General features: G+C 40.3%; 12 protein-coding genes and 2 pseudogenes. 3 read left to right on the top strand and 11 right to left on the bottom strand.

Translation table 11 applies throughout. From position 1 onward, the window contains the following. Nucleotides 1-2: 2 nt before the first annotated feature. From N4G44_RS03470 to N4G44_RS03420, 11 genes and pseudogenes are all read right to left on the bottom strand, one after another. Complete coding sequence (locus N4G44_RS03470; RefSeq protein ID WP_474924631.1) at nucleotides 3-2,417, bottom strand: endo-beta-N-acetylglucosaminidase H; 2,415 nt, start codon at nucleotides 2,415-2,417, stop codon at nucleotides 3-5. A 56-nt stretch (nucleotides 2,418-2,473) separates the two neighbouring features. After that, the gene (locus N4G44_RS03465; protein WP_474924630.1) at nucleotides 2,474-4,609 is read right to left on the bottom strand and encodes an endo-beta-N-acetylglucosaminidase H; all 2,136 of its coding nucleotides are present in this window, start codon (nucleotides 4,607-4,609) and stop codon (nucleotides 2,474-2,476) included. A 78-nt stretch (nucleotides 4,610-4,687) separates the two neighbouring features. Next, nucleotides 4,688-6,184 carry a hypothetical protein gene (locus N4G44_RS03460; protein WP_474924629.1) on the bottom strand — a complete coding sequence of 499 codons (1,497 nt, stop codon included), beginning with the start codon at nucleotides 6,182-6,184 and terminating at the stop codon, nucleotides 4,688-4,690. A gap of 191 nt (nucleotides 6,185-6,375) precedes the next feature. Further along, entirely contained in the window at nucleotides 6,376-7,011 is a 636-nt protein-coding gene (locus N4G44_RS03455; RefSeq protein WP_474924628.1) for a hypothetical protein, read from the bottom strand. Nucleotides 7,012-7,045: 34 nt separating this feature from the next. Further along, a pseudogene (locus N4G44_RS03450) lies at nucleotides 7,046-8,472 on the bottom strand (glycoside hydrolase family 125 protein). A 31-nt stretch (nucleotides 8,473-8,503) separates the two neighbouring features. Beyond that, nucleotides 8,504-10,737 (bottom strand): annotated as a pseudogene (locus N4G44_RS03445) (GH92 family glycosyl hydrolase). Nucleotides 10,738-10,866: 129 nt separating this feature from the next. Then, the gene (locus N4G44_RS03440; RefSeq protein ID WP_048501321.1) at nucleotides 10,867-11,838 is read right to left on the bottom strand and encodes a glycoside hydrolase family 130 protein; all 972 of its coding nucleotides are present in this window, start codon (nucleotides 11,836-11,838) and stop codon (nucleotides 10,867-10,869) included. 41 nt (nucleotides 11,839-11,879) lie between these two features. Then, on the bottom strand, nucleotides 11,880-13,172 hold the full coding sequence (locus tag N4G44_RS03435) for an MFS transporter (RefSeq protein WP_474924627.1): 1,293 nt from the start codon (nucleotides 13,170-13,172) through the stop codon (nucleotides 11,880-11,882). A gap of 186 nt (nucleotides 13,173-13,358) precedes the next feature. Continuing rightward, nucleotides 13,359-14,987, bottom strand: a complete 1,629-nt coding sequence (locus tag N4G44_RS03430; protein ID WP_474924626.1) for a SusD/RagB family nutrient-binding outer membrane lipoprotein — start codon at nucleotides 14,985-14,987, stop codon at nucleotides 13,359-13,361. Between the two features lie 10 nt (nucleotides 14,988-14,997). Continuing rightward, on the bottom strand, nucleotides 14,998-17,898 hold the full coding sequence (locus N4G44_RS03425; RefSeq protein WP_474924625.1) for a SusC/RagA family TonB-linked outer membrane protein: 2,901 nt from the start codon (nucleotides 17,896-17,898) through the stop codon (nucleotides 14,998-15,000). Nucleotides 17,899-18,295: 397 nt separating this feature from the next. Further along, the gene (locus tag N4G44_RS03420; protein WP_040993354.1) at nucleotides 18,296-19,174 is read right to left on the bottom strand and encodes an AraC family transcriptional regulator; all 879 of its coding nucleotides are present in this window, start codon (nucleotides 19,172-19,174) and stop codon (nucleotides 18,296-18,298) included. A 238-nt stretch (nucleotides 19,175-19,412) separates the two neighbouring features. Here N4G44_RS03420 and N4G44_RS03415 point away from each other — a divergent pair, with 238 nt between their 5' ends. The 3 genes from N4G44_RS03415 to N4G44_RS03405 are packed head-to-tail and all read left to right on the top strand — an operon-like array spanning nucleotide 19,413 to nucleotide 20,782. Next, nucleotides 19,413-20,171, top strand: coding sequence for a helix-turn-helix domain-containing protein (locus N4G44_RS03415; protein WP_474924624.1), 759 nt, complete (start codon nucleotides 19,413-19,415; stop codon nucleotides 20,169-20,171). Continuing rightward, nucleotides 20,156-20,344 (top strand): helix-turn-helix domain-containing protein, encoded by a 189-nt coding sequence (locus tag N4G44_RS03410; RefSeq protein WP_474925043.1) that lies wholly within the window; start codon nucleotides 20,156-20,158, stop codon nucleotides 20,342-20,344. Before N4G44_RS03415 ends, N4G44_RS03410 begins: the two co-directional genes overlap by 16 nt. A gap of 21 nt (nucleotides 20,345-20,365) precedes the next feature. Beyond that, nucleotides 20,366-20,782: an OsmC family protein gene (locus tag N4G44_RS03405; RefSeq protein WP_040993352.1), complete on the top strand. Its 417-nt coding sequence runs from the start codon at nucleotides 20,366-20,368 to the stop codon at nucleotides 20,780-20,782. Nucleotides 20,783-21,186 lie beyond the last annotated feature (404 nt).

Below are 21,186 nucleotides of genomic sequence, written 5' to 3'. Positions count from 1 at the left end.
TTTTATTCTATGATCACCTTTCCTGAAGATTTCATCTTACCGTCTTTTGAATTGATCTTATAAATATAAGTTCCTGCTGATAAATTCCCGGTACTGATCAGCGTATCATTTTTATCAATTTTCCGGTTTATGATTAAATTTCCTGCCATATCATATAAAGCAATTTCGCCGGCAGTTTTATCTTTAATCGTAAAGTGAATATCATTTCCTTTTTTAACCGGATTGGGATATACAGAAGCTACATTATTTTTTTCTGAATCAATATCTTTCGTGGAAAGCGCTGCGGCACAGGCTACATCTGTTCTCCAGTTTGTCGCTGACATATTGACCAGAGTTGCGAAATGAGTGTTTGCCGTAGCATCAAGGGCTCCGTTTCCGCTGCCTTCGTTCATTTTCCAGTTCGCTTCAAGGTTGGGAGAAGCGGCCGGAACGTTGCAGTTGTTGGCAAGAATTTCTGAAGCAGTCAATGCTCTTTTCCAAACTCTGAATTCATCCAGAAATCCGTTAAGGGTACGCGAATTATCATAGTTCCTTGCAAGATAAAGTATTCCGTTTGCCGTAAAATTTCCGGAAGCCGCTACACTGGCATCAAGAACCCCGTTGATATAGATTTTCATGGTTGATCCATCGTAGGTGGCAGCTATATGATTCCATGTATTGGTTGTTAATGCTGCAACGCTGTTCAGTTTTACCTGGGCAGATCCGAAGCTTAATATAAACTGCAGCTTGTTATTGGCCAGATTTCCGTCGCCAAATCTCAGCATTGCAGAATTATTATCGCCCACTTCAATGCCAATTACCGATGAAATATAGGGAAACGCTGTTTTAAAGGCATTTACTTTTACCCAACCCTCGAACGTTATAGCATTTCCGCTAAGATTAAACTGCCCAGCATTCAGGTAGTTGGTGCTTCCGTTAAAAGAGAGGGATCTCGCCCCGGGACTCTGTACAGGAGCAAATCCACTGTTAAATGAAGCTTCGGCAGAATAGGTACTTATATTGCCTCCTCCGCATACAGCCTGTACTTTCCAGACATAGTTTGTATTTTCTGTAAGGCCCGGAAGGGTATAAGAATTTGCAAAAATATTCTGAACATCAATCCATGTAGTGGCTGCAGCTGTTTTGTATTGTAAATTATATGAAGATGCACCTGGTACCACATCCCATGACACATTAGTGGTCGTTCCCAAAAAGCTTCCGGATTTCAGGCCTGAAGGCGTTGCGCATCCGTTTCCCGAATTGAATCTTGGTGCAAATAAATAGGTACTGGTAAGTGTTGCAGAGCAATTGGACTGGATTCTCCAGTCGTATTCCGTATTCATTGTCAAACCGCTGATGGTAATGCTGCTTCCTGAATAATTATTGGCCGCATTGATCCAGGTGGTTGAATTGGCAGGTTTATAATCAATATTATAGGTTATGCTTCCGTTTGAAGTCCATTTCAAGGTAGCTGAAGTTCCTGTAAGGTTAGCCGCTTCCAGCCCAAGAGGTGGATCACAAGCGGTCCCCTGGCTCCAGGAATAAAGCGGCCCGGTAAGAAGGGTATTTTCGTTGTAAAGAATATTCGATCCGGTGCTTAAATAGCTTGCATTATTAACTCCGTTAAGGTCATACCACATAAAAACGCCGTAACCGTCATTGATTGTATTGGTAGCCAAAGTGGAAAGTGTAGCAGCAGAAGTAGACTGAGGATTTGAATTCTGTATCCATGTAGCGGCGGCAGAAAGCTTGGACTTGGTAAGAGGCGGCACGGAAGGCGCACTGTACGTTCCATAATAAGGATTCCAGCTGTAATTGATATAATTTCCGGCGGCATCACCGTTGTAGCTTTGTCTTGAAGTGGCAGGTCCTAAATAATAGAAAGTAATCAGCTTATCAGGCATGGCAAGTTTAAGCTCCTGCAGCAGCATGACGAAAGAGCTGCTATTGGGCTGGCCCGTTCCGTTGTTTCCGTAGCCGGCATACTCATCGTCAAGATCCACCCCATCCAAACCATAGGTATATACAGTATGAGCGAGCTGTTGTGCGAAATCACGTGCGGCTTCCCGGGTCGGAAAATTTGAAATTCCGGCTCCCTGGTGGTTTCCAAGGATGTCCAGAAGTACTTTAATTCCTTTCTGCTGTAAGGGACGAACGTAGGTATTGACGTCATTCAGTACTTTAGTTACGTTATTGTTATTCGAAATATAAGCTCTGCTTTTGGAAACATCATAGTTGATATTGGCGGCAAAGATAATAGCCACATCAAAAAGCTGTCTGTTTGTATTCTGTAAAGTATACGATCCTGCATTCAGCATATTATTGTTGTTCACTTCGACATAGCAGACCCCTACAGGATTGAGCTGCTGGGCTTTAAGCAAGGATACCCCATGAACGACCAGTAAGATCAGGGCGGCAAGAATAGATTTGTTTTTCATAGTATTAATTTAGTTTCGGTAAAACCACCGGGCCGGAGCCCGGTGATGGTGATTTTTTATTTTATAATTAATTTTTCAGTCTGCTTAAGGCCACCATTCTGAGATTCAAACTGGATAATATAAGTGCCTTCTTTAAGCCTTGAAAGATCATACTGCTGATCTCCTGTATTGATGGTTTTTATGTCCAGAGGGTTACCGGTAAGGCTATATACCGTTAATTTCCCTTTGTTGTATTCTTCCGGAACTGAAACTGTAAACGGAGAAGATTTGCTTACAGGATTCGGGTATAATTTTACCTGTTTTTTAGCTGTAACCTCTTCCAAGCCTGTTGCAATTTGATTTCTTGCTGCCGCAGAGCCTGCCGGACATGGTATATCTGTTCCCCAGTTGGAAGCATCCACTCCCGTTAATGTCAGGGTAATTCCGTTTCCTGAGCTGTCCTGAACAGATGAACCGCTTCCTTCGTTAAATTTCCAGTAAGCAGCAAGAGAAGTAGCCGGAAGGGTCACATTACACATATTCTGGCTGATTTCTGTCTGGCTTAATGCTCTTTTCCAAACACGTACCTCATCTACTTTACCATTGAAATTCCTTGATGTATTATACAAATATCCTACATTAAATGCTCCGTTAGAATTGACACTCCCCGTCTGGGATTTGCTCGCATCAAGAACTCCATTGATATAAATTTTCATGGTTGAGCCATCATAAGTTGCCGCAACATGATACCATGTGTTGGCATTCAATGCTGTGGCAGCGGTTAACTTTTGCTGTACATTATTGATGCTCAAAACAAACTGAAGCTTATTATTGGCAATATTGGCATCGCCCAGTCTTAAAAATGCAGAATTGCTGTCGCTTACCTCCGTTCCCCAAAGAGACGAAATATAAGGTGATGCAGATTTAAAAGAAGATGGCTTTATCCAGCCTTCCAACGATAATGCCGAACCGGTTAAGTTCAGGTTTCCCGCTGCACCTGATTCTGTGCTTCCATCAAGGGAAAGAGAGGTAGATCCGGAAGGAGCTGTTCCTGTCCCGCTGTTGAATCTGGGAGCAAACATATAGGTACTCTTTACGCTGCAGTTCGTTCTGATTCTCCAGTCGTATTCTGTATTGGCTGTCAATCCTGAAATGGTTACGGAGGTAGCAGTGGTACCCGTTGCAGCGTTCGTCCATGTGGCAGAAGCAGCCGGTTTATAATCTACATCATAGGTGCTGGTTCCTACTGCCGACCAGTTTAATTTGGCACTTGTTCCCGTAAGGTTGCTTGTAAATAATCCTATAGGGGCATCACAATTGGTTCCCTGCGTCCATGACTGTAAAGCTGTGCTTAAGATCGTCTGTTCTCCATACAGTGTCTGTGTACCGGCTGAAAGCTGTGATGTTTCATTGGTTCCGTGCAGATCATACCACATAAATACTCCGTATCCGCCGTTCTTCGTCTGGGTAGCCAGGCTGGTTGTAGTGGAATTGGAAGTATTTCCCAGCCAAACAGCTGCCGGAGAGATCTGTGCATTGGTAAGGGGTGGGACGTTTGGTGCAGAGAAAGTTCCGTACATCGCATTCCAGCTGTAGTTGACATAGTCTCCTACTCTAAGTCCGTTCCATGAAAGTCTTGAAGATGCCGGTCCATAGTAATAAAAAGTAATCATTTTATCCGGCAATAAGGCTTTTAATTCCTGTACAAGCATCACAAAAGAGCTTGCATTGGGCTGTCCTGTTCCATTATTTCCATAATCGGAATATTCATCATCAAAGTCGATTCCGTCCAGACCGTAAGTATTCACAGTGTGGGCAAGCTGCTGGGCAAAATCCTTAGCTGATTCACGGGTTGGAAAATTACAAATCCCTGCTCCCTGATGGTTTCCCAAAATAGTCAGCACTACCTTCATTCCTTTTGCCTGAAGCGGTTTTATGTAGGTATCTGCATTGGTCAGGACTTTTGTAACGTTATTGTTACAGTATAGGTAGGGTCTGCCTCTGCCCGTATCATAATTGATATTGGCAGCAAAAATATTGACGACATTAAACAAATATTTACCTGATGTCTGCAGTTTGTATGAACCCGCATTCAGGATATTGTTGTTGTTTACTTCTACATAGCATATTCCCGTAGGGCTAAGCTGCTGCGCATTCAGCACAGGAATGGCATGAATGATCATTACGATCAACATAGTAATGGCTTTTTTCATAATGTTTTTTTATTAAATGTTGTTTGGTATTATCTAAAATTTCGTCGTTGAAATTTAATTTTGCAGCATCAATTAAAATCAGAAAATTCCTTCCGTTGACTTCTCCAGCTCCCTCGCAGATTTCAGAAACTCTTCCACACCCATTTCTTTGAAAAAGAGCAGTCCATGTGTAGCCCTGAGGCGCGGACTTTCATTGTTGTAGAAATAAGGCTTTCCTAAAACCAGCTGAACATCTTTCAACTGTTCTACCCAGGTCTGAATGGAAAGATGGCTGAATTTGCCGTCGTAACGGTAACTTGGAAAAGAAGCATCCACCTGGCTCATGTAGCTGTTGGTAAAACTTTCGTCCATCGTACTCATCGCATTCAGCGATACCGGAAAAATATGGGTCACATCGGCTGCATTAAACTGATACCAGACATTTCTGTATCCCCAGATTTTAACATCTGAAAGGTCTTTTTCTTTCCCCCATTCCCTTACTGCTTCAGCAATTGCCTGCAGTACCTTATAATGGGTGTCCGGGCCGCTACCTTCCGGATCAAAAGCCAGGCTTATTACTGTAGGATTAATATCCCTAAGCTGTTGCAGCACAGGAATAACATCTCTTTCCCTGTTGGGTTTCTCTGTAAAAATAGCTCCGGTATAGAAACCCAGCCTCAAATGGTGGACATTTTTGGTTCTTACCCCAAAATGTGCCCAAACCAGCTCTTCTTCATATTCACGGATCATTCCTTTCAAAATACGGATCTTAAGCTCGGGATTCTGACCGTCATAACTTAAATTTACGGTAGAAATAATTTCGCTGATCTTTCTTTCCAGATCGCGGGTGTTTTTCAGATCCCACAGCTCAACGATATTTCTTACCATCCTGTGGGAAACAGCTCTGGATCTTTCATAAGCATTCCCGGAGGCAATGTTAATCAGGTAATGATAAACATCCTTATCTTTTTTATTTTTGTATCCTGTTTCAAAGAAATCCGGATATTTCAGCATTTCTATTTCTCCTTTCTGAAGAAAAGAAAAAGTATCATCAAGGAGCTTTATTAAAAACTTATTGGTTACCGCTGTAAATCCCGAGGTAAGCACCGAATAATGGGATTCATTAGTCTCGTTACGCGACTGATAATGAATATAAGGCAGCAATCCTAAAGAAATATCATCATGGTGGGGTCCCGTATGGTAAAAAACTTCGCTACTGAGTTTTTCTGTTCCTCTTTTGATTTTATTGGTGATAGAATCAATGACTGACGGAACTGTATGTTCCCCCAGATCAGGAATAAGCTGTGTATACTGGTCTTCCCTGAGGTCTTGCAATGTAAGATGTTCCGCATATTTATTCAGCTTCCGGGTCAGGGACATGACAGCTTTGTCTGTTTTTTCCTGGGACCAGCTTCCTGATCGGTAATAATCATCAATATAATCATTCAGCATCCCGGCAGCTCCCCATGTAATGTAAAACCTGCCATTCGGAAGGCATGCAAGAACAGAAGCAGGATAAAGGTTGGACGGCGGAAGTTCCAGTGCATTTTTTATCATGGGAGCCTTTGCTTCTCCGGCTGCAAAGATAATGGCCACTGCGTTCTTGTTATAGGTAATGGTTTCCAGACCAATGGTAATTACCAGTCTTTCTTTGGAAATTTCAATGCCTCCAAGATCTCCTGCCGCTACGGCCTGTGTCTCAAAATTAGTGGAAGTGAGCCTTGTTGTGGAATAAGGATCGGAACCTTTGATGTTGAAAGCAATATGCCCGTCAGGACCTATCCCGCCTAAAAAAAGCCTATTCCGCCCAGCCTTCGGATCTTCTGTTCATATTCTGAGCACCAGTTATCAATAAGGAAAATAGACTCCTTCTGTAATTGTTCCAAAGGACTTCTGGCTTCCCTGTATCTCAGTTCGAGGTTTACTTTACTTTCAGGGAAAATTTCTTCAAAGCTTTTTCCTTCCGATAAAGGGATTTCATTGGAATTAATAAGCAATGCATTTTCCCGCTTTAGCCCAAAGCCTTCGATATAATATTTGTTGACATAATGGTAAAAACTATTCGCCTGCGATGACTGTATCGGATAGAATTCATCAATCTGAACAAAACGGAGATCAGCCAAAGACGGTTTATCCTGAAATAACAGACCGTGCTTCTTCCTTAGCTCAGCAATGTTTTCATTTTCCCAGTTTTCAAGGATGTGCCGGGTCCAGAAAATAAAATATTCCGGAGTTTTGCCTGTAGGAAGACTGATTACTCCTTCCGGGTTTTCATGAACCCATTCCAGGAAACGCAATGCCGTAAGCATCCCTAAATTCGGAAAATTATCTACAACGATATAGGGAACATTCACCTTATTGTTGCGTGGAACATCATTTAGAAATGATTGCTCTACGGGCGTAAAAGTTTTGCTCTTTTCCACTACGTTTTGTCTTTGGTGTTATACAGTCAAAATTCTAGGTCAGCAGATCCTGATTCTCGTTAAAGGTTTTCCATAACAGTTCTCCAAACAATGTATTGGCCCAGGCAAACCATTCTCTGGTAAATTTCTTATCGTTGTCCTTGTGGAAGGATTCATGCATAAATCCTGTTCCGCCATGAGTTTTCTGTAAAGTTTCTATGCACCATTTGATCTCCTTCTTGTCGTTGGAGGTAAGCGCTTTCATGATGATACTCATTGGCCAGATCATGTCAAGGCCAATGTGTGGTCCGCCAATCCCTTCTGCCAGCTTTCCTTTGAAGAAGAACGGGTTGTCTTTTGACCAGACATATTTTCTGGTGTTCAGGTAAACGGGGTCGTCTGCTTTTACCGCATCTAGATAAGGTAATCCCAACAGGCTCGGGCAGTTGGCATCATCCATCAGGTTGTAGCTTCCGAATCCGTTGGTTTCAAAAGCATATATTTTTCCGTATTCAGGATGATCATAAATTCCATATTTCTTGATGGCAGCATCTACCTCATCAGCAAGACTGTTCAGCTGCTGAGCCAGTTTCTGCTCATTTTTGATCTTTGAAACCATTTCCGCTGCCTGGCGTAAGCTTACTACAGCAAATAAATTGGATGGAATCAGGAAAGCATAGATGGTTGCATCATCACTTGGACGGAACATGGAATTGATGAGGCCAACCGGATTTGTCGGATAACCGTAACCGCCCATTGGAATCCCATCTGTAGCCCAGGCTGTTGTACGCTCAAATTGGTAAGGTCCTAAACCTGTTTTTCTCTGCTGTTCTTTAAAAGTCTGTAAGGTAAGTTTAATTCCCTGCAGCCAGTTATTGTCAAATGGTTTTGTATCCCCAGTCGTTTTCCAGAAATGGTAAGCAAGACGGATCGGATAGCAAAGTGAATCTATTTCCCACTTTCTTTCGTGGATGCCCGGCTTCATATCGGTATGATCGTACTCTTTCCATTTGCTTATTTTGTTTTCATCGTTATAAAAAGCGTTGGCATATGGATCTTTCAGAATGAATTCTGTTTGTTTATGGATAACTCCTGAGATGAGTTTATGTAATTTTTCGTCTTTTTTGAGAACTGCAGATAAGGGAAAACCTGTGCGGAGCTGTCGCGAAGCCACATGGCATCAATATCTCCGGTAATCACGTAGGTATCCGGGATTCCGTTCGTTTCTTTATAAAAAACGGTAGTATCTAATGTATTGGGGAAACAGTTTTCGAAGAGCCAGACAAGTTCTTTATTTTTCACTTTCTTTTTAAAAGCTGCAATTGCATTTTCTACCGCTTCACTGGTAAAATGTCTTTTATCTTTAGGAACACGGACAACAGGGAAATCTTCTGTACCCAATGTTTTCGCAAAAACATTCTGAGTAAAGAGTAATCCCGCTCCTGCCAGCGCACTTGTCTTTATAAAATTTCTCCTTTCCATTATACTTTTTATTTCTTTAATTTTTTATTGATTATTTTACGGGCTTGCTTCCCATCACAAATTTCAGCTCACCTCCGTTCATGATATCGCTATGGCTGATTTCCCAGCTTTTGAATTCTTTCCCATTCAGGAACATTTTCTGAACGTAAATATTTTTATCGGAAATTTTATCCGCAATTACCGTAAATGTTTTTCCGTTTTCCAGCTTTAAAGATGCTTTAGGAAACTGTGGTGCTCCAATGGCATAGACAGGTTTCCCCGGAGTTACAGGATAAAATCCTAATGATGAGAAAATATACCATGCAGACATCTGGCCGCAGTCTTCATTGTTGACAATTCCGTCCGGTTTCGCAGCATACATATTGTCGCGGATAAATTTTACCATTTTCTGGGTTTTGTAAGGACTTCCTGCATAATTATACAGGTAAGGAACATGATGTCCCGGTTCATCACCAAATCCCAAAGAGCCAATAAAGCCTGAAATATCAACATGCTGCTCACCTTCCATTTTTAAAGCTTCAGTAAAGGTTTTATCCAGTTTTTCTTCAAAGCCTTTTTTTCCGCCGTACAGGTTCATCATCTCATCGATCTGATGAGGAACAAAGAAATCGTATGCCCAGATATTTCCGGAAACCCAGTGTGGCTGCAGTTTTTTCCAATCGTTTAACTTAAAATCACCAAGGAATTCACCGTTCTTCTGTCTTGGCCAGAAATGGCTGTTTTCTTTGTTGAAGGTATTCAGGAAGTTCATGGAACGTTTTTTATACACCTCTGCTTCTTCTTTTTACCCAGTTTCTCGGCAAGCTGCTGAATGCACCAGTCATCGTAGGCATATTCCAGGGTTGCAGAAACTGAAGCTCCGTTTTCGGATGGTGTATAGCCTAGTTTGATATAATCATTAAGGCCTCCGCCCCCATCGCTGCTGCTCATTTTATCTGTTAAGGAAGCATCTTTCATCGCTGCAAAGGCTTTTTCCTGATCTATTCCCGGTACTCCTTTGGAAATAGCATCCCAGATTACGGACACACTGTGATATCCGAGCATACAGAAATTATCATATCCGCACAGCTCCCAGATCGGCATATGATCTTTGCGGTCTGTATACCTGCTGATCAGGGAATTGGCAAATTCTTTCGTATGTTTCTGATCCATAATGGTCAGCAAAGGGTGTGTTGCCCTGAAGCCGTCCCAATAGGAATAAGTACTGTAATTGGTAAACCATTTCGTGTTCATGTTTTCCTGTGCAGCAACATAATCTCCGTTGGTATCCATATAAAGATTAGGCGCTATGAAAGTGTGATACACTCCTGTATAGAAGATTTTTCTCTGGTCATCTGTACCTCCTGTCACCTGAAACCTGCTGATCAGGTCTCTCCAGGTTTTCTGGGCAGTTTCTTTAGCTTTTGCAAAGTCTACGTTTTTTGCTTCAGCATCAAAGTTTTGCTGTGCCCCTTCCGTGCTTACCGGAGACAGAGATACTTTAACTTCTATGCTTTCATTTTCCTGGGTAGAAAATCTTACGAAAGCTTTGGCGTCTTTGGCAAGCGCTATCTTTTCGTTTTCTTTTATCTTTCCTTCAGAATAGGTACCATAAGATTTGAATGGTTTTGAAAATTCCATCACAAAATAGGCAAATCTTTTTCCTCCCCAGCCGTTGCTGTAGCAGTACCCTTTAATCTTATTGTTTCCTTCGATGCTTACCAGCGTATGGTAAATATTTCCGAAAATTTTATTGGTAGGATCTATGATAATATTTGCTTCTTCACTTTTCGGGAAGGTATATTTGTGAAATCCTACCCTTGGGGAAGCGGTCAGTTCGGCTTTAATTCCGTAGCTGTCCAGCATGACTGAATAGTATCCCGGTGAAGCCGTTTCTTTATCATGAGTGAATGTCGACCGATAGCCGCTTTCCGGTTTGTCTTCCGTACCCGGAACCATTTTTATATTTCCCACGGTTGGCATCACCAGAATATCCCCAAGATCTGCCCAACCAGTTCCGCTGAGATGATTATGACTGAATCCCATAATGGTTTTACTGCTGTAATGATATCCTGAACACCAATCCCAGTCGCCACTTTTGGTATTCTGGTCCGGGCTGAGCTGGATCATTCCAAAAGGAGTGGTAGCTCCCGGGAAGGTATGGCCATGTCCGCCGGTTCCTATAAATGGATCTACCCAGGAAAGAACATCATCTTTCCGTTGCTGGGCATTTCCGGTATGGGAAACCAGAGTTATTAATAAAAATATAAGCAGTTCTTTTTTCATAATCATAATACGGAAATCTTAAAAATTCTTCAAGATAGGAGTTTATTCAACAATATAAAAACCTCAACAATGATTTCAACAAGCGGAAAAATAAAGTTGACGGGCATACTTCACCGGTTTTTAATCAGTTTAAAGCGAATTCTTCTTCATAAAATCAATGATTTCTGAAATATATCCAAACGCAATAGCTACAACGGTATCCGCCGCGCCATAATACACGGTTACTTTATCCCCTTCTGAAAGTGCCGCACACGGGAACACCACATTCGGGATGTCTCCTGTAAGCTCATACAATTCAGCCGGAGCCAGTAAGTAAGGTTTTGTTCTGTACAATACTTTTGACGGGTCTTCAAGATCCAGCAGCGAAGCTCCCATAGAATAACGGAAACCTCTGCAGGTATTGATCACGCCATGATAGAAAAGCAGCCACCCTTCTTCTGTTTTGATAGGAACAGGTCCAGCCCCGATTTTGGTACACTGCCATGCGCTGTCTTCAAACGGAGCCACTTTCATTACACATCTGTGCTCACCCCAGTATTTCATATCCGGGCTGTAGCTAATATAGATATCTCCGAAAGGGGTATGACCATTATCACTCGGTCTGCTCAGCATTGCATATTTACCGTTTATTTTCTCCGGGAAAAGAACTCCGTTCCTGTTGAAGGGCAGGAATGCATTTTCGCACTGAAAAAATTCTTTAAAATCAAAAGTATAGGCGATTCCTATCGTTGGCCCGTGATATCCGTTGCACCATGTGATCCAGTAGCGGTCTTCTATAAAGGCAACACGGGGATCGTATTTATAATCGGATTCTATCATTTCGGTATTTCCGGCTTTCATGTCGATAGGATCGTGATTGATTTCCCAATTGATCCCATCCTTGCTGAAACCTGCAAAAATATTCATCTGCACCGCTTTGTTGTCGCAACGGAAAACTCCCGCGAACCCGTCCTCAAAAGGAACCACTGCACTATTGAAAATGCTGTTGGAGGTGGGGATCGCATATCTGTTGATGATCGGGTTTGCAGAGTAACGCCACATAATATCATGGCTGTCTTCCGGACGATCCTGCCAAGGGATCTTTGCTGGTTGAAATGTCATAAAGTATTTTAACTTTTTATTTAATGTATTTGATAAATGATTTAGTGTTCTTTTGGTTGTTCAGGATATGAGAACGGAACAAGCAGCGTTACGACAAATGCCGGTATGGTAGCAATCAGGACCCAGATAAAAAACATTTTGTAGCCTACCCAATCGCTGATCATCCCGCTGAACATCCCGGGAATCATCACCCCAAGGTTCATAATACCGGTAGCAAAGGCATAATGGGCAGTTTTGTGCTCGCCGGGTGCAATTTGCTGCATGATGTACAGCATCAAACCTACAAACCCGAATCCGTAGCCAAAATATTCCACTACAACTGCAATACCTACCGGAAGCAGCTCTGACGGCTGAAAATGAGCCAGCAAGGCATATACTACAAATGGAATATTAAAAGCCGAACACAACCAGATTAATGATCTTTTCAGTCCTCTTGCCGCAATGAAATAGCCGGCCAGCACGGATCCTAAAATAAATGCCGCTGAACCATAAGTCCCATAAATAAGCCCGATATCCGATGTAGATAGTCCAAGGCCTCCTGATGTTCTCGGCGCTTTGAAAAATAAAGGGGCAATCTTTATGGCAAACCCTTCTGCAAAACGATAGAGAATAATGAAGAGTACGGCCCACAGGATATTCTTTTTTCTGAAGAAAGAAGTGATTACCTCCAGCAGCTCTTTACGGATGTTCCTTGTTTTTCTCGCTTCCCTTTGCTCATCCTTTTTATTTTCTTTAGGCAAAACAGCATAATGATATATAGCCAGAAGAAGAAACAGAAGACCATAAATTCCCATAATGATCATCCATGCATTGGTAACTCCTTTTGTTTTTTCCAGAACTCCTGCGAAATAGACGAGAACCCCACTGCTGATGATTTTTGCCAGGTTGTAGAAAGCACCCTGCCATCCAATATATTTTGCCTGCTCCTTATTCGTCAGAAAATTGATATATGTCCCGTCTGCAGCTATATCGTGTGTAGCACCACAAAATGCAACGACTGCAAAAAGGGCAATGCTATACCTGAAGAAATCCTGCATTGGCAAGCTTAAAGCAATTAACGCAAACAGAATTCCTATGGCAAACTGGGTGACTACAACAAAAAACTTCTTGGTTTTATAGATTTCCAGGAAAGGACTCCAAAGAGGTTTCAATGTCCAGGAAAACATAATGAGGGCTGTCCAGAATGTAATCCTGGAGTCTGAAATCCCCATATCCTTATACATGATCCCGGAGACCGCATTAATGGTTACAAAGGGAATTCCCATTGCAAAATATAATGTTGATATCCAGAATATCGGTTTCACCGACTGAGTTTCAGAATTGTTGCTTCCCATGTTTAAACTAAATATTAAAGAAAAAGAGAGCCTCTCAAAAGCATCATTCCGAATTGAAACGAAACTAAAATTGAAGAACCTAAACTAACGTGTATAAGAAATTTCTTCTACCGGAATGAAAAAACCAAAATTAAATCTAACTTTTGAGACGGCCTCTTTATCTTTATAATTGATCTGCCAAAATTATTACTTTTTGTCCCACCACAACTTGGTTCCACCTGTATCAGGACCTCCAAGATATTGCAGCGCCTGGGCATAGTTCAAAGTATTGTTTCTGTATTTGGTCGGGATAGGAACTCTTCTGATCATAGCATCGGTGCTGATGGTTCCCTGGCTGTCGTTAAGAACATTTTTGAAAATAACAGGATACCCGGTTCTTCTCTGCTCCGCCCACGCCTCTGAGCCGTCAGGATAAATAGCGATCCATTTTTGAGTCATAATTCTTTCTAATTTTCTTTCAAAAGAATCACCTTCATTCCATTTGATGGTAATAGTACTCAGCATTGGGCTTCCTGCCAGAATACTGTTTGAAGCATTTTTAGGATCAATGTAAGGAGCTTCCTTAGAAACGGCATCTGCCACATAAGTTGCATAAGATGCACTTTTTCCCCATTCTGCAAATGACATTTCAATGCCTTTGTTGTAGTTTGTTCCTGCATCTCCTGCCCCGGCATAGCCTCTGATCGCAGCTTCTGCTTTCAGAAACCAGATTTCTGCAGCAGTAAACACCTTATTTTTACCATTGCTATTGGAAAAGTAGTCTCCATTGGCAGATGCAGCAATAGGCTGGGAAAAGTCTCCGTATCTATCTTTGCTTCCTCCCATATCAACTCCCTGTCTTATTCCTATATATTGTCCGGCTACACTAGGATCGGTGGCAGGTTTGGCATAAGCAGATCTTCTCGGATCATTAAATCCGTTCATAAATGCCATTAATGGTGCCCCGATTTTACAGTCGCCCCAAGAATAAATAATATCGCTGAGAGGAGAAGCTCCCCCGTAGTTAATCAGTGCATTGGCAGAATTGTCATCAATAAACCCTGCAGGAGATGCTAAAGCCTGTTCTGCATACAATCTTGATTTGGCAGGATCGGCATAACTCATTCTCATTGCAAATCTTAATTTTAAGGAATTGGCAAGTTTTGCCCAGTTGGCCAGATTACCGCCATATATAAGATCCGATTTAGTGATAACCGCCTTATCTTCTACACCCGGAGTCTGTTTCAGATCTGAAATGGCCGAGGTAAGGTCTGCAATAAAATTGTTATAAGCTTCCTGCTGTGAATCGAAATCGGTAATTCCCGTTGAAGGGTTAGGGGTTTCAAACTTACTGTAAATGATAGGTCCGTGTGCATCCGAGACTTTACTTGCAGAAATTACTTTAAGGATTCTTGCAACAGCAAGAGATGCTTTAAAATTGATACCCGGATAGTTTTCTTTGATCACATTGTTGATGGTCTTTGATTTGTCAAAAACGTCTTCCAGCTGTGTCATCATAATTCTTTCGTTCCACCCGTCCATAATGAAATAAGTGGTATTATTTCTCCCTCCGTTATAGGGTGTAGCTGTACTGAATAACCCGCTGTACATGTCCGCGTTAAGGTTGGTCTGCAGCTGGTAAATCCAGTTGGTAGAGCTTTGCTGGTTTCTCTGCATCAATTTCAGGGGATTTACAATCTGGGTGAAATCGGCATTAAAATTTTCAGGACCTCCAATGTACTCCTGGTTATATTTATCAAATTCGCCTGTGCAGCTTAATGCAGAAAACAGCATACATGCACTGACTGATATTATTTTAATATGAGATATTTTCATTTTGTTAGAATTAGAAGTTAGCTTTTAATGACAGACCAACTGATCTGGTAATCGGCATTCCGAACATATCGATACCTACACCCCCAGGATTAACTCCTGATACTTGCTCGGGATCAAACGGAGCATCTTTATAAAAGAAAAACAGGTTGCTTCCGATTAAACTTATCGTTGCATTTTCCATATATTTTGAATTTACGCCAAATGTATAGGAAATTGAAGCCTGTCTCAAACGTACGGCTGTTGCTTTATACATGTATGGTTCATCAATAGACCCTGATACTTTAGAATAGTATTTTTCAGCATCAGTCAATCCTGTATAAGGAGTCCCGTTTTCGTAAACTGCATTTGGAATGGATACACCTCCGTTATCACGGGCATCCGCAGTAGCCTTGCTTACTCCATACTGATCATTTTTAGCCTGGGTGTAGCCTAATACTTTTCCACCAAATTTTCCGTCAATAAGGAAACTGATTCCTAATTTTCCGATATTGAAAGAGTTATTAAACCCAAGGATAAACTTAGGATTAGGATTTCCAAGATACTGAACCTGGTTCTCATCTCTTAACGGAACTCCGTCTGCATCTACAATGATTCTTCCCTGACCGTCTCTTTTGAATACTGATCCGTAAATATCACCGAAGGACCCTCCTACTTTTAACCTGTTGTATCCTCCACCTGTAAGCACAAAGGTTTTGTCTGCAGGAATCTGTAATCTGGATGGGAAAAGTTCTTTAATGGTATTTTTATTGGCGGAAGCATTTATTGTAGTTGTCCAGTCAAATTTGCTTCCCGCAAATACTTTATAGGATAAGCTGGATTCAAATCCTACATTCTGAATTTTTCCGGCATTAACATCAAATCTTCCGGTTCCAAATCCTAAGTTGGAAGATATTTCCACTGCCTGCAAAAGCTGGTTGGACACTACGGAATTGTAATACGTGAAGTCAAAGCTTAAACGGTTATTTAAAAGTTTAAGTTCTGTTCCTGCCTCAAAAGTTTTGTTAAGTTCCGGTTTCGCAAAAAGTTCAGAAAATTCCGGGTTGGTAACGGGTGATGAATTAGGCGTAATCATAGTCCCAGCATTTACCTGGTAACGGTAAATATTAGGAGCTGTCAGGTTGGAATACAGTCCGTTTCCAACTTCTGCATAAGAAGCTCTCACTTTCCAGAAATTGATGGATTCTGAAATATTAAAGATTTCTGATAAGATGGCATTGAAACCAATCGATTCATAATCAAAAGAAACTCTGCCTGTTCCTGACAGTGTTGAATCCCAGTCATTTCTGAAGGTAAGATCCAGATATAAGAATTTTTTATATCCTAAGTTGGCACTGGCGAAGACGGACTGGGTCTGTTTTTTTGTTCTGTAAATTACATAGCTCACTCCATTTCCATTTTGGCCCGGCCATTGTAAATTATTCAATTCAAACAGGTTAGGAATTACCAAAAGGTTATTCTCTAAGCTGCTTGACTCATATCTTTGTGTATTTATACTTCCACCCACCGTAAAATCCAAAGAAATATCATCGGTAATTTTCGGGCTTCCGATTAATAATGCATCTCCGTAAGTAGATGTACTTTCAATCACATCTTTGTAAATCTTACCATTATCATTTCCTCCCAACAAAACAGGTAATGAATAAACGGCCACATTACGCTGGCTGTCTGAGGTGGTATAGTTGTAATTCCCTCTTACCCTTGCCGACAACCAAGGATTGATCTGATAGCTCAATGTCGCTGCACTGTAAAGGTTTTTATTCTTTGTCGTTACAGGGTTTTTGTAAAGAATCCAATACGGGTTTTGAGATTCCACGCTAAAGCTTCCGTCTGGTTTTATTGCCCACCAATTCTGGGCAGGAAGCAGTCTGTTATTATTTTGATATGCATAGTTTGATCCGCTGAACTGATCGAAATCAACACCTCTCGGCAGCCAATACAGATTTACAAGCGGGGAGTAATAGGAACCCGGAGTCAGCCTGTTTTTGCTGTTTTGTAAAGATCCCATGAAGTTGGCATCAAGCGTCAGCTTATCATCAAGGAATTTACTTGAATTCCTGAAATTAATATTATACTGATCAAATACTGATGTAGGAATAATTCCTTTGTTTGTCGTATTTCCTATAGAGAAAAAGTTATTGGATTTTTCATTTCCTGACTGGAATGACAGATTGTTGACCCATGTAGTTCCGGTCTGTAAAAAGTCTTTCAGATAATCTTTTGAGGCTCCTTTCGCGCCCCAGCTCTGCTGAGAACCCGTTTGTCCTGCTGCTCGGTCGTAAGGAATAGTCTGAAGATAGCTATGTTGCAATTCAGGAAGGCTATACGCCTGATCAAGAGTTAAACTTGTTGTATAAGATAATTTACTTCTACCCGCTTTTCCTTTTTTCGTTACAATCAAAACGGCACCGTTACCTCCCGCAGCACCGTATAATGCCGCAGCTGAAGCACCTTTAAGGAAATTGATGCTTTCAATGTCTTCAGGATTGATTGTACTTAAAACATCTCCGGTATCCGGCATGGAAGCAAAAAAGTCTACATTGGGTCCCTTTGTGTTGTTAATGATGGGAATTCCATCAATTACATACAACGGCTGGCTGTTTCTTGTAGATTTATCTCCTCTCATCACCACCCTCACGGATCCTCCTACACCACCATTGGTCTTATTAATCTGTACATTGGAAACTTTTCCGTTGATTGAATTCAAAAGGTTGGGTGTTTTTACTTCTGTAAGCTCATCCCCTCCTATCTGCTGGCTGGAGTACGTTAAGGACCGTACCTGCCTTTTTATCCCCAAAGAAGTAACAACCACCTCTTCTATTTTGGTTGTTTTAGCAGTATCTGCCGTTTTTGTTTCCTGTGCGTAGGCAGATAAAGAAATAGCTAATAAAACCGGTATAACAGTTTTTCTCATAAGGTTAGTTTTATTAAGATTTATTTGAGAATCAATTACATCGCTTTAAATATTGTATACATTTCAAAATGATATTTATCTTCATTTTTCAGCAACATTTGCATCAAATAATTAAAGTTTTGTTAAGATTTAATTCATATTAGCAAATCTAAATTTTGTTGACAGCCAGATATAATGCTATTTTATCATAAAACGATATTATTTTTTCACATGCTTTAAAAACACCGCATTTATCAACTGATTATCAATGAAATAGTGTAAATTTCTTGTATATTTTATCACGTGTCATATAATGCTTTTTTTGCATATTTTGATTAAAATACATTGGATAACATAAAAAAATCCGGATATAACTACCCGGATCTTATTACAAAAAATGCCTATTTCAATAAACATATTACTCTATTTTTTTCACCCCTTTAAAAAGTTCTTTAAATTCAGTAGGAGTTGTTTTTTTGATCGATTTGAAAACTTTATTAAAGTTGGCTATATTATTGAAGCCGGCCTCAAAGGCAGTTTCAAAAACGGTGAGGTTTTTTTCCATCAGCCAGCGTGCAGCGTAACTGATCCTGATCTCATTTAAGTAATTCACAAAAGTCTTACCCGTTCTTTTTTTGATGAACCTGTTGAAAGTCACACTGCTCATATTAATAAGGGATGCAGCATCATGAAGGGTTATTTTGCTTTCAAAGTTTTTATGGACAAAATCATGAACAATCTTCATTTTATCATTATCCGCAAAGGTTTCCAGCTCTATACTGTAGGAAGATAAAAGTGTCTTGTCCTCTGCAACAGCCAGCTCGTTGAGAATCTTCATGATCTCGATAAAAGATTCGAAACTGTTCATTTTGGACAGGTTGAAAAAAGAATCTTTAAGCTTTTCTGCCGTTTCCTGGGAAAACAATATTCCCCGGATAGACTCTTTCATCAGATTACTGATAGGTTTCAGAATATTTTTATCCATCATAGACTGATTAAAAAAGTCCTGATTGAACTGAACCGTAATTTCATGGGTCTTCCGGTTTTTGCATCTGTAATTGGCCCAGCAATGCGGAAGATTAGGCCCTACCAAAACCAGTTCAATGTCGCCGATTTCACCGGTATGATCGCCAATCATTCTGCGGTAACCCTTTCCTTTGCTGATAAAATTGATTTCAATCTCCGGATGATAGTGATAAGGAAAATCAAAAGATGCCTTGATCCGGTCAAACACAAGAAAACTGTCCTCGGGAGATAATGGCGTTATTTCTCTCAAAATATTTTCTAGCTTGCTCATCTAATTTTTGAAGAAATTAAAGTTATAATTCAATACAGTATTTTTTACAAATTTGATAAAAAACCCAACAACTAATATATAATTTTTAGATTTTTTTTATTTTTTCATTAAAAAAGATGAAAAAAAGGGAATATCTGTTTTAAAAAATTTCTGACAGGTAATATAGCCGAACTTTTGGGAAGACGGTTACTTATTAATGATAAATTATTCTTTTGTATATTTAGACTAAAGTAAAAGTATGCAGGAGCAACTTATTTTTGAAGACCACTACAAAAAACTCGGAATTGAAATTTTCTCCGAAGAAAATCTGGAAACCATCAATGGGAATAAATTCAGATATGATATTAAAATCCTCTTCATCCCCGCGGGCTATGAACTTACTGTAGATTTTAATCATTATAAAGTTTCTGTACCTTCCTTATTTTTTCTTACCAGCCAGCACCTGAAAATAGAAAATGGAAAAGAAGACTCCATGCTGCTGTACTACAACCGGGATTTTTACTGCATTCAGATTCATGATAAAGAGGTAGCCTGCGACGGGCTTCTTTTTCACAACGTATTTGAAATTCCTTTCGTAGAACTTACTGATAAGGAAACATCCGAAATTAAAAACTTATTCGGAAATATAAAGGATGAGCTGGAATGGAAAGATTCTTCTGCCGAGGAAATGATCAGGACGTATGTAAAGCAGATCATCATCCGTGCCACCAGAAACTGGAAAAAGCAGCACCTCAACAATAATACTGTAAAAATTCCCGGCAGTGAGCTGGAGGTGTTCAGAGATTTCAGCAGGTATCTGGAAATTCATTTCAGGCAAAAACACAATGTGTCAGATTATGCCGAACTTCTTCATCTGGCTCCCAAAACATTAACCCATAAATTTAAAAGCCTGAACCTGGACTCCCCAAATCAGCTGATCATCAACAGGATCCTACTGGAAGCCAAGAGACTTCTTTTTATACAGATAAACCCGTTAAAGAAATCGCCTATGATCTAGGCTATGAAGATCCGGCCTACTTCAACCGTCTTTTCACCAATAAAACAGGAAATACCCCTGCCAATTTCAAAAAAATTATCATTCGGGAAAAAAGTACAATATTTAATCCTTTTTATCTATTGAATCAGGCAAAGAACCGACATATCTTTGTATCATCAAAATCAACATATTAAATAATAAAAAAACCAAACATTATGAGACGTAACGCAACAGCCGTTTGGAACGGTAACATCAAAGAAGGTAAAGGACATTTAACTACTCAAAGTACAACTTTAAACGAAACTCAGTATTCTTTCAACAGCCGTTTCGCAGACGGTGTGGGAACAAATCCTGAAGAATTGCTCGCAGCAGCACACGCAGGATGCTTTACGATGAAGCTTAGTGCCGAGCTTTCACAGGCCGGTTTCACTCCAGAAGAATTAAAAACAACTTCTGTGATCACCCTTGATCCAAGCATCGGAAAAATCACCAAATCCGAGCTGACTCTTACTGCAAAAGTTCCGGGACTTTCTGAAGAAGAATTCCAGAAATATGCAAAAATAGCTGAAGAAGGTTGCCCGGTAAGTGCCGCTTTTAATTTTGAAATTACTTTGAACGCTACTTTAGCTTAATTCTATCAGAGTTTACCTAAACCATTAAGTTTTTTAAGGATCACGGAAAGTTAAGTAGAATATCAAATGATATTTTAGGGCATAAACATCTTACATCCGCTGGCGGATTCTTAACTATTTTTCACTGCTTAAATTTTCTTAATGGTTTTATTTTTCCCCGCAGATTACGCGAATTTCACAGATTTAATTAGAAATCCTCCAATTAAAAACAATCAGAGATTTTCATAAACTTAAGTGATCTTCTTAACAGAATGATTTTAAACTTTATTTCAAATTAAGCGTTTTAAAACTCTTGTTCCTTTTGTGGAAGAACCTTTTCAACAATATACCTATTAAGGCAAGGCGAGCAATTTCAAAATAAAATATACCGATCGGTATATTTTTTGTATATTTGTATTGAATTA

This window comes from Chryseobacterium sp. GTID13, assembly GCF_056172655.1.
This window is presented reverse-complemented; position numbering and strand designations above follow the sequence as displayed.

What these genes read in the sequence shown, in the direction of transcription:
- N4G44_RS03415 (WP_474924624.1), top strand. Translation starts at nt 19,413, where the DNA reads ATGCAGGAGCAACTTATTTTTGAAGACCACTACAAAAAACTCGGAATT.
- N4G44_RS03440 (WP_048501321.1), bottom strand. Translation starts at nt 11,838, where the DNA reads ATGACATTTCAACCAGCAAAGATCCCTTGGCAGGATCGTCCGGAAGAC.
- N4G44_RS03435 (WP_474924627.1), bottom strand. Translation starts at nt 13,172, where the DNA reads ATGGGAAGCAACAATTCTGAAACTCAGTCGGTGAAACCGATATTCTGG.
- N4G44_RS03470 (WP_474924631.1), bottom strand. Translation starts at nt 2,417, where the DNA reads ATGAAAAACAAATCTATTCTTGCCGCCCTGATCTTACTGGTCGTTCAT.
- N4G44_RS03425 (WP_474924625.1), bottom strand. Translation starts at nt 17,898, where the DNA reads ATGAGAAAAACTGTTATACCGGTTTTATTAGCTATTTCTTTATCTGCC.
- N4G44_RS03405 (WP_040993352.1), top strand. Translation starts at nt 20,366, where the DNA reads ATGAGACGTAACGCAACAGCCGTTTGGAACGGTAACATCAAAGAAGGT.
- N4G44_RS03420 (WP_040993354.1), bottom strand. Translation starts at nt 19,174, where the DNA reads ATGAGCAAGCTAGAAAATATTTTGAGAGAAATAACGCCATTATCTCCC.
- N4G44_RS03465 (WP_474924630.1), bottom strand. Translation starts at nt 4,609, where the DNA reads ATGAAAAAAGCCATTACTATGTTGATCGTAATGATCATTCATGCCATT.
- N4G44_RS03430 (WP_474924626.1), bottom strand. Translation starts at nt 14,987, where the DNA reads ATGAAAATATCTCATATTAAAATAATATCAGTCAGTGCATGTATGCTG.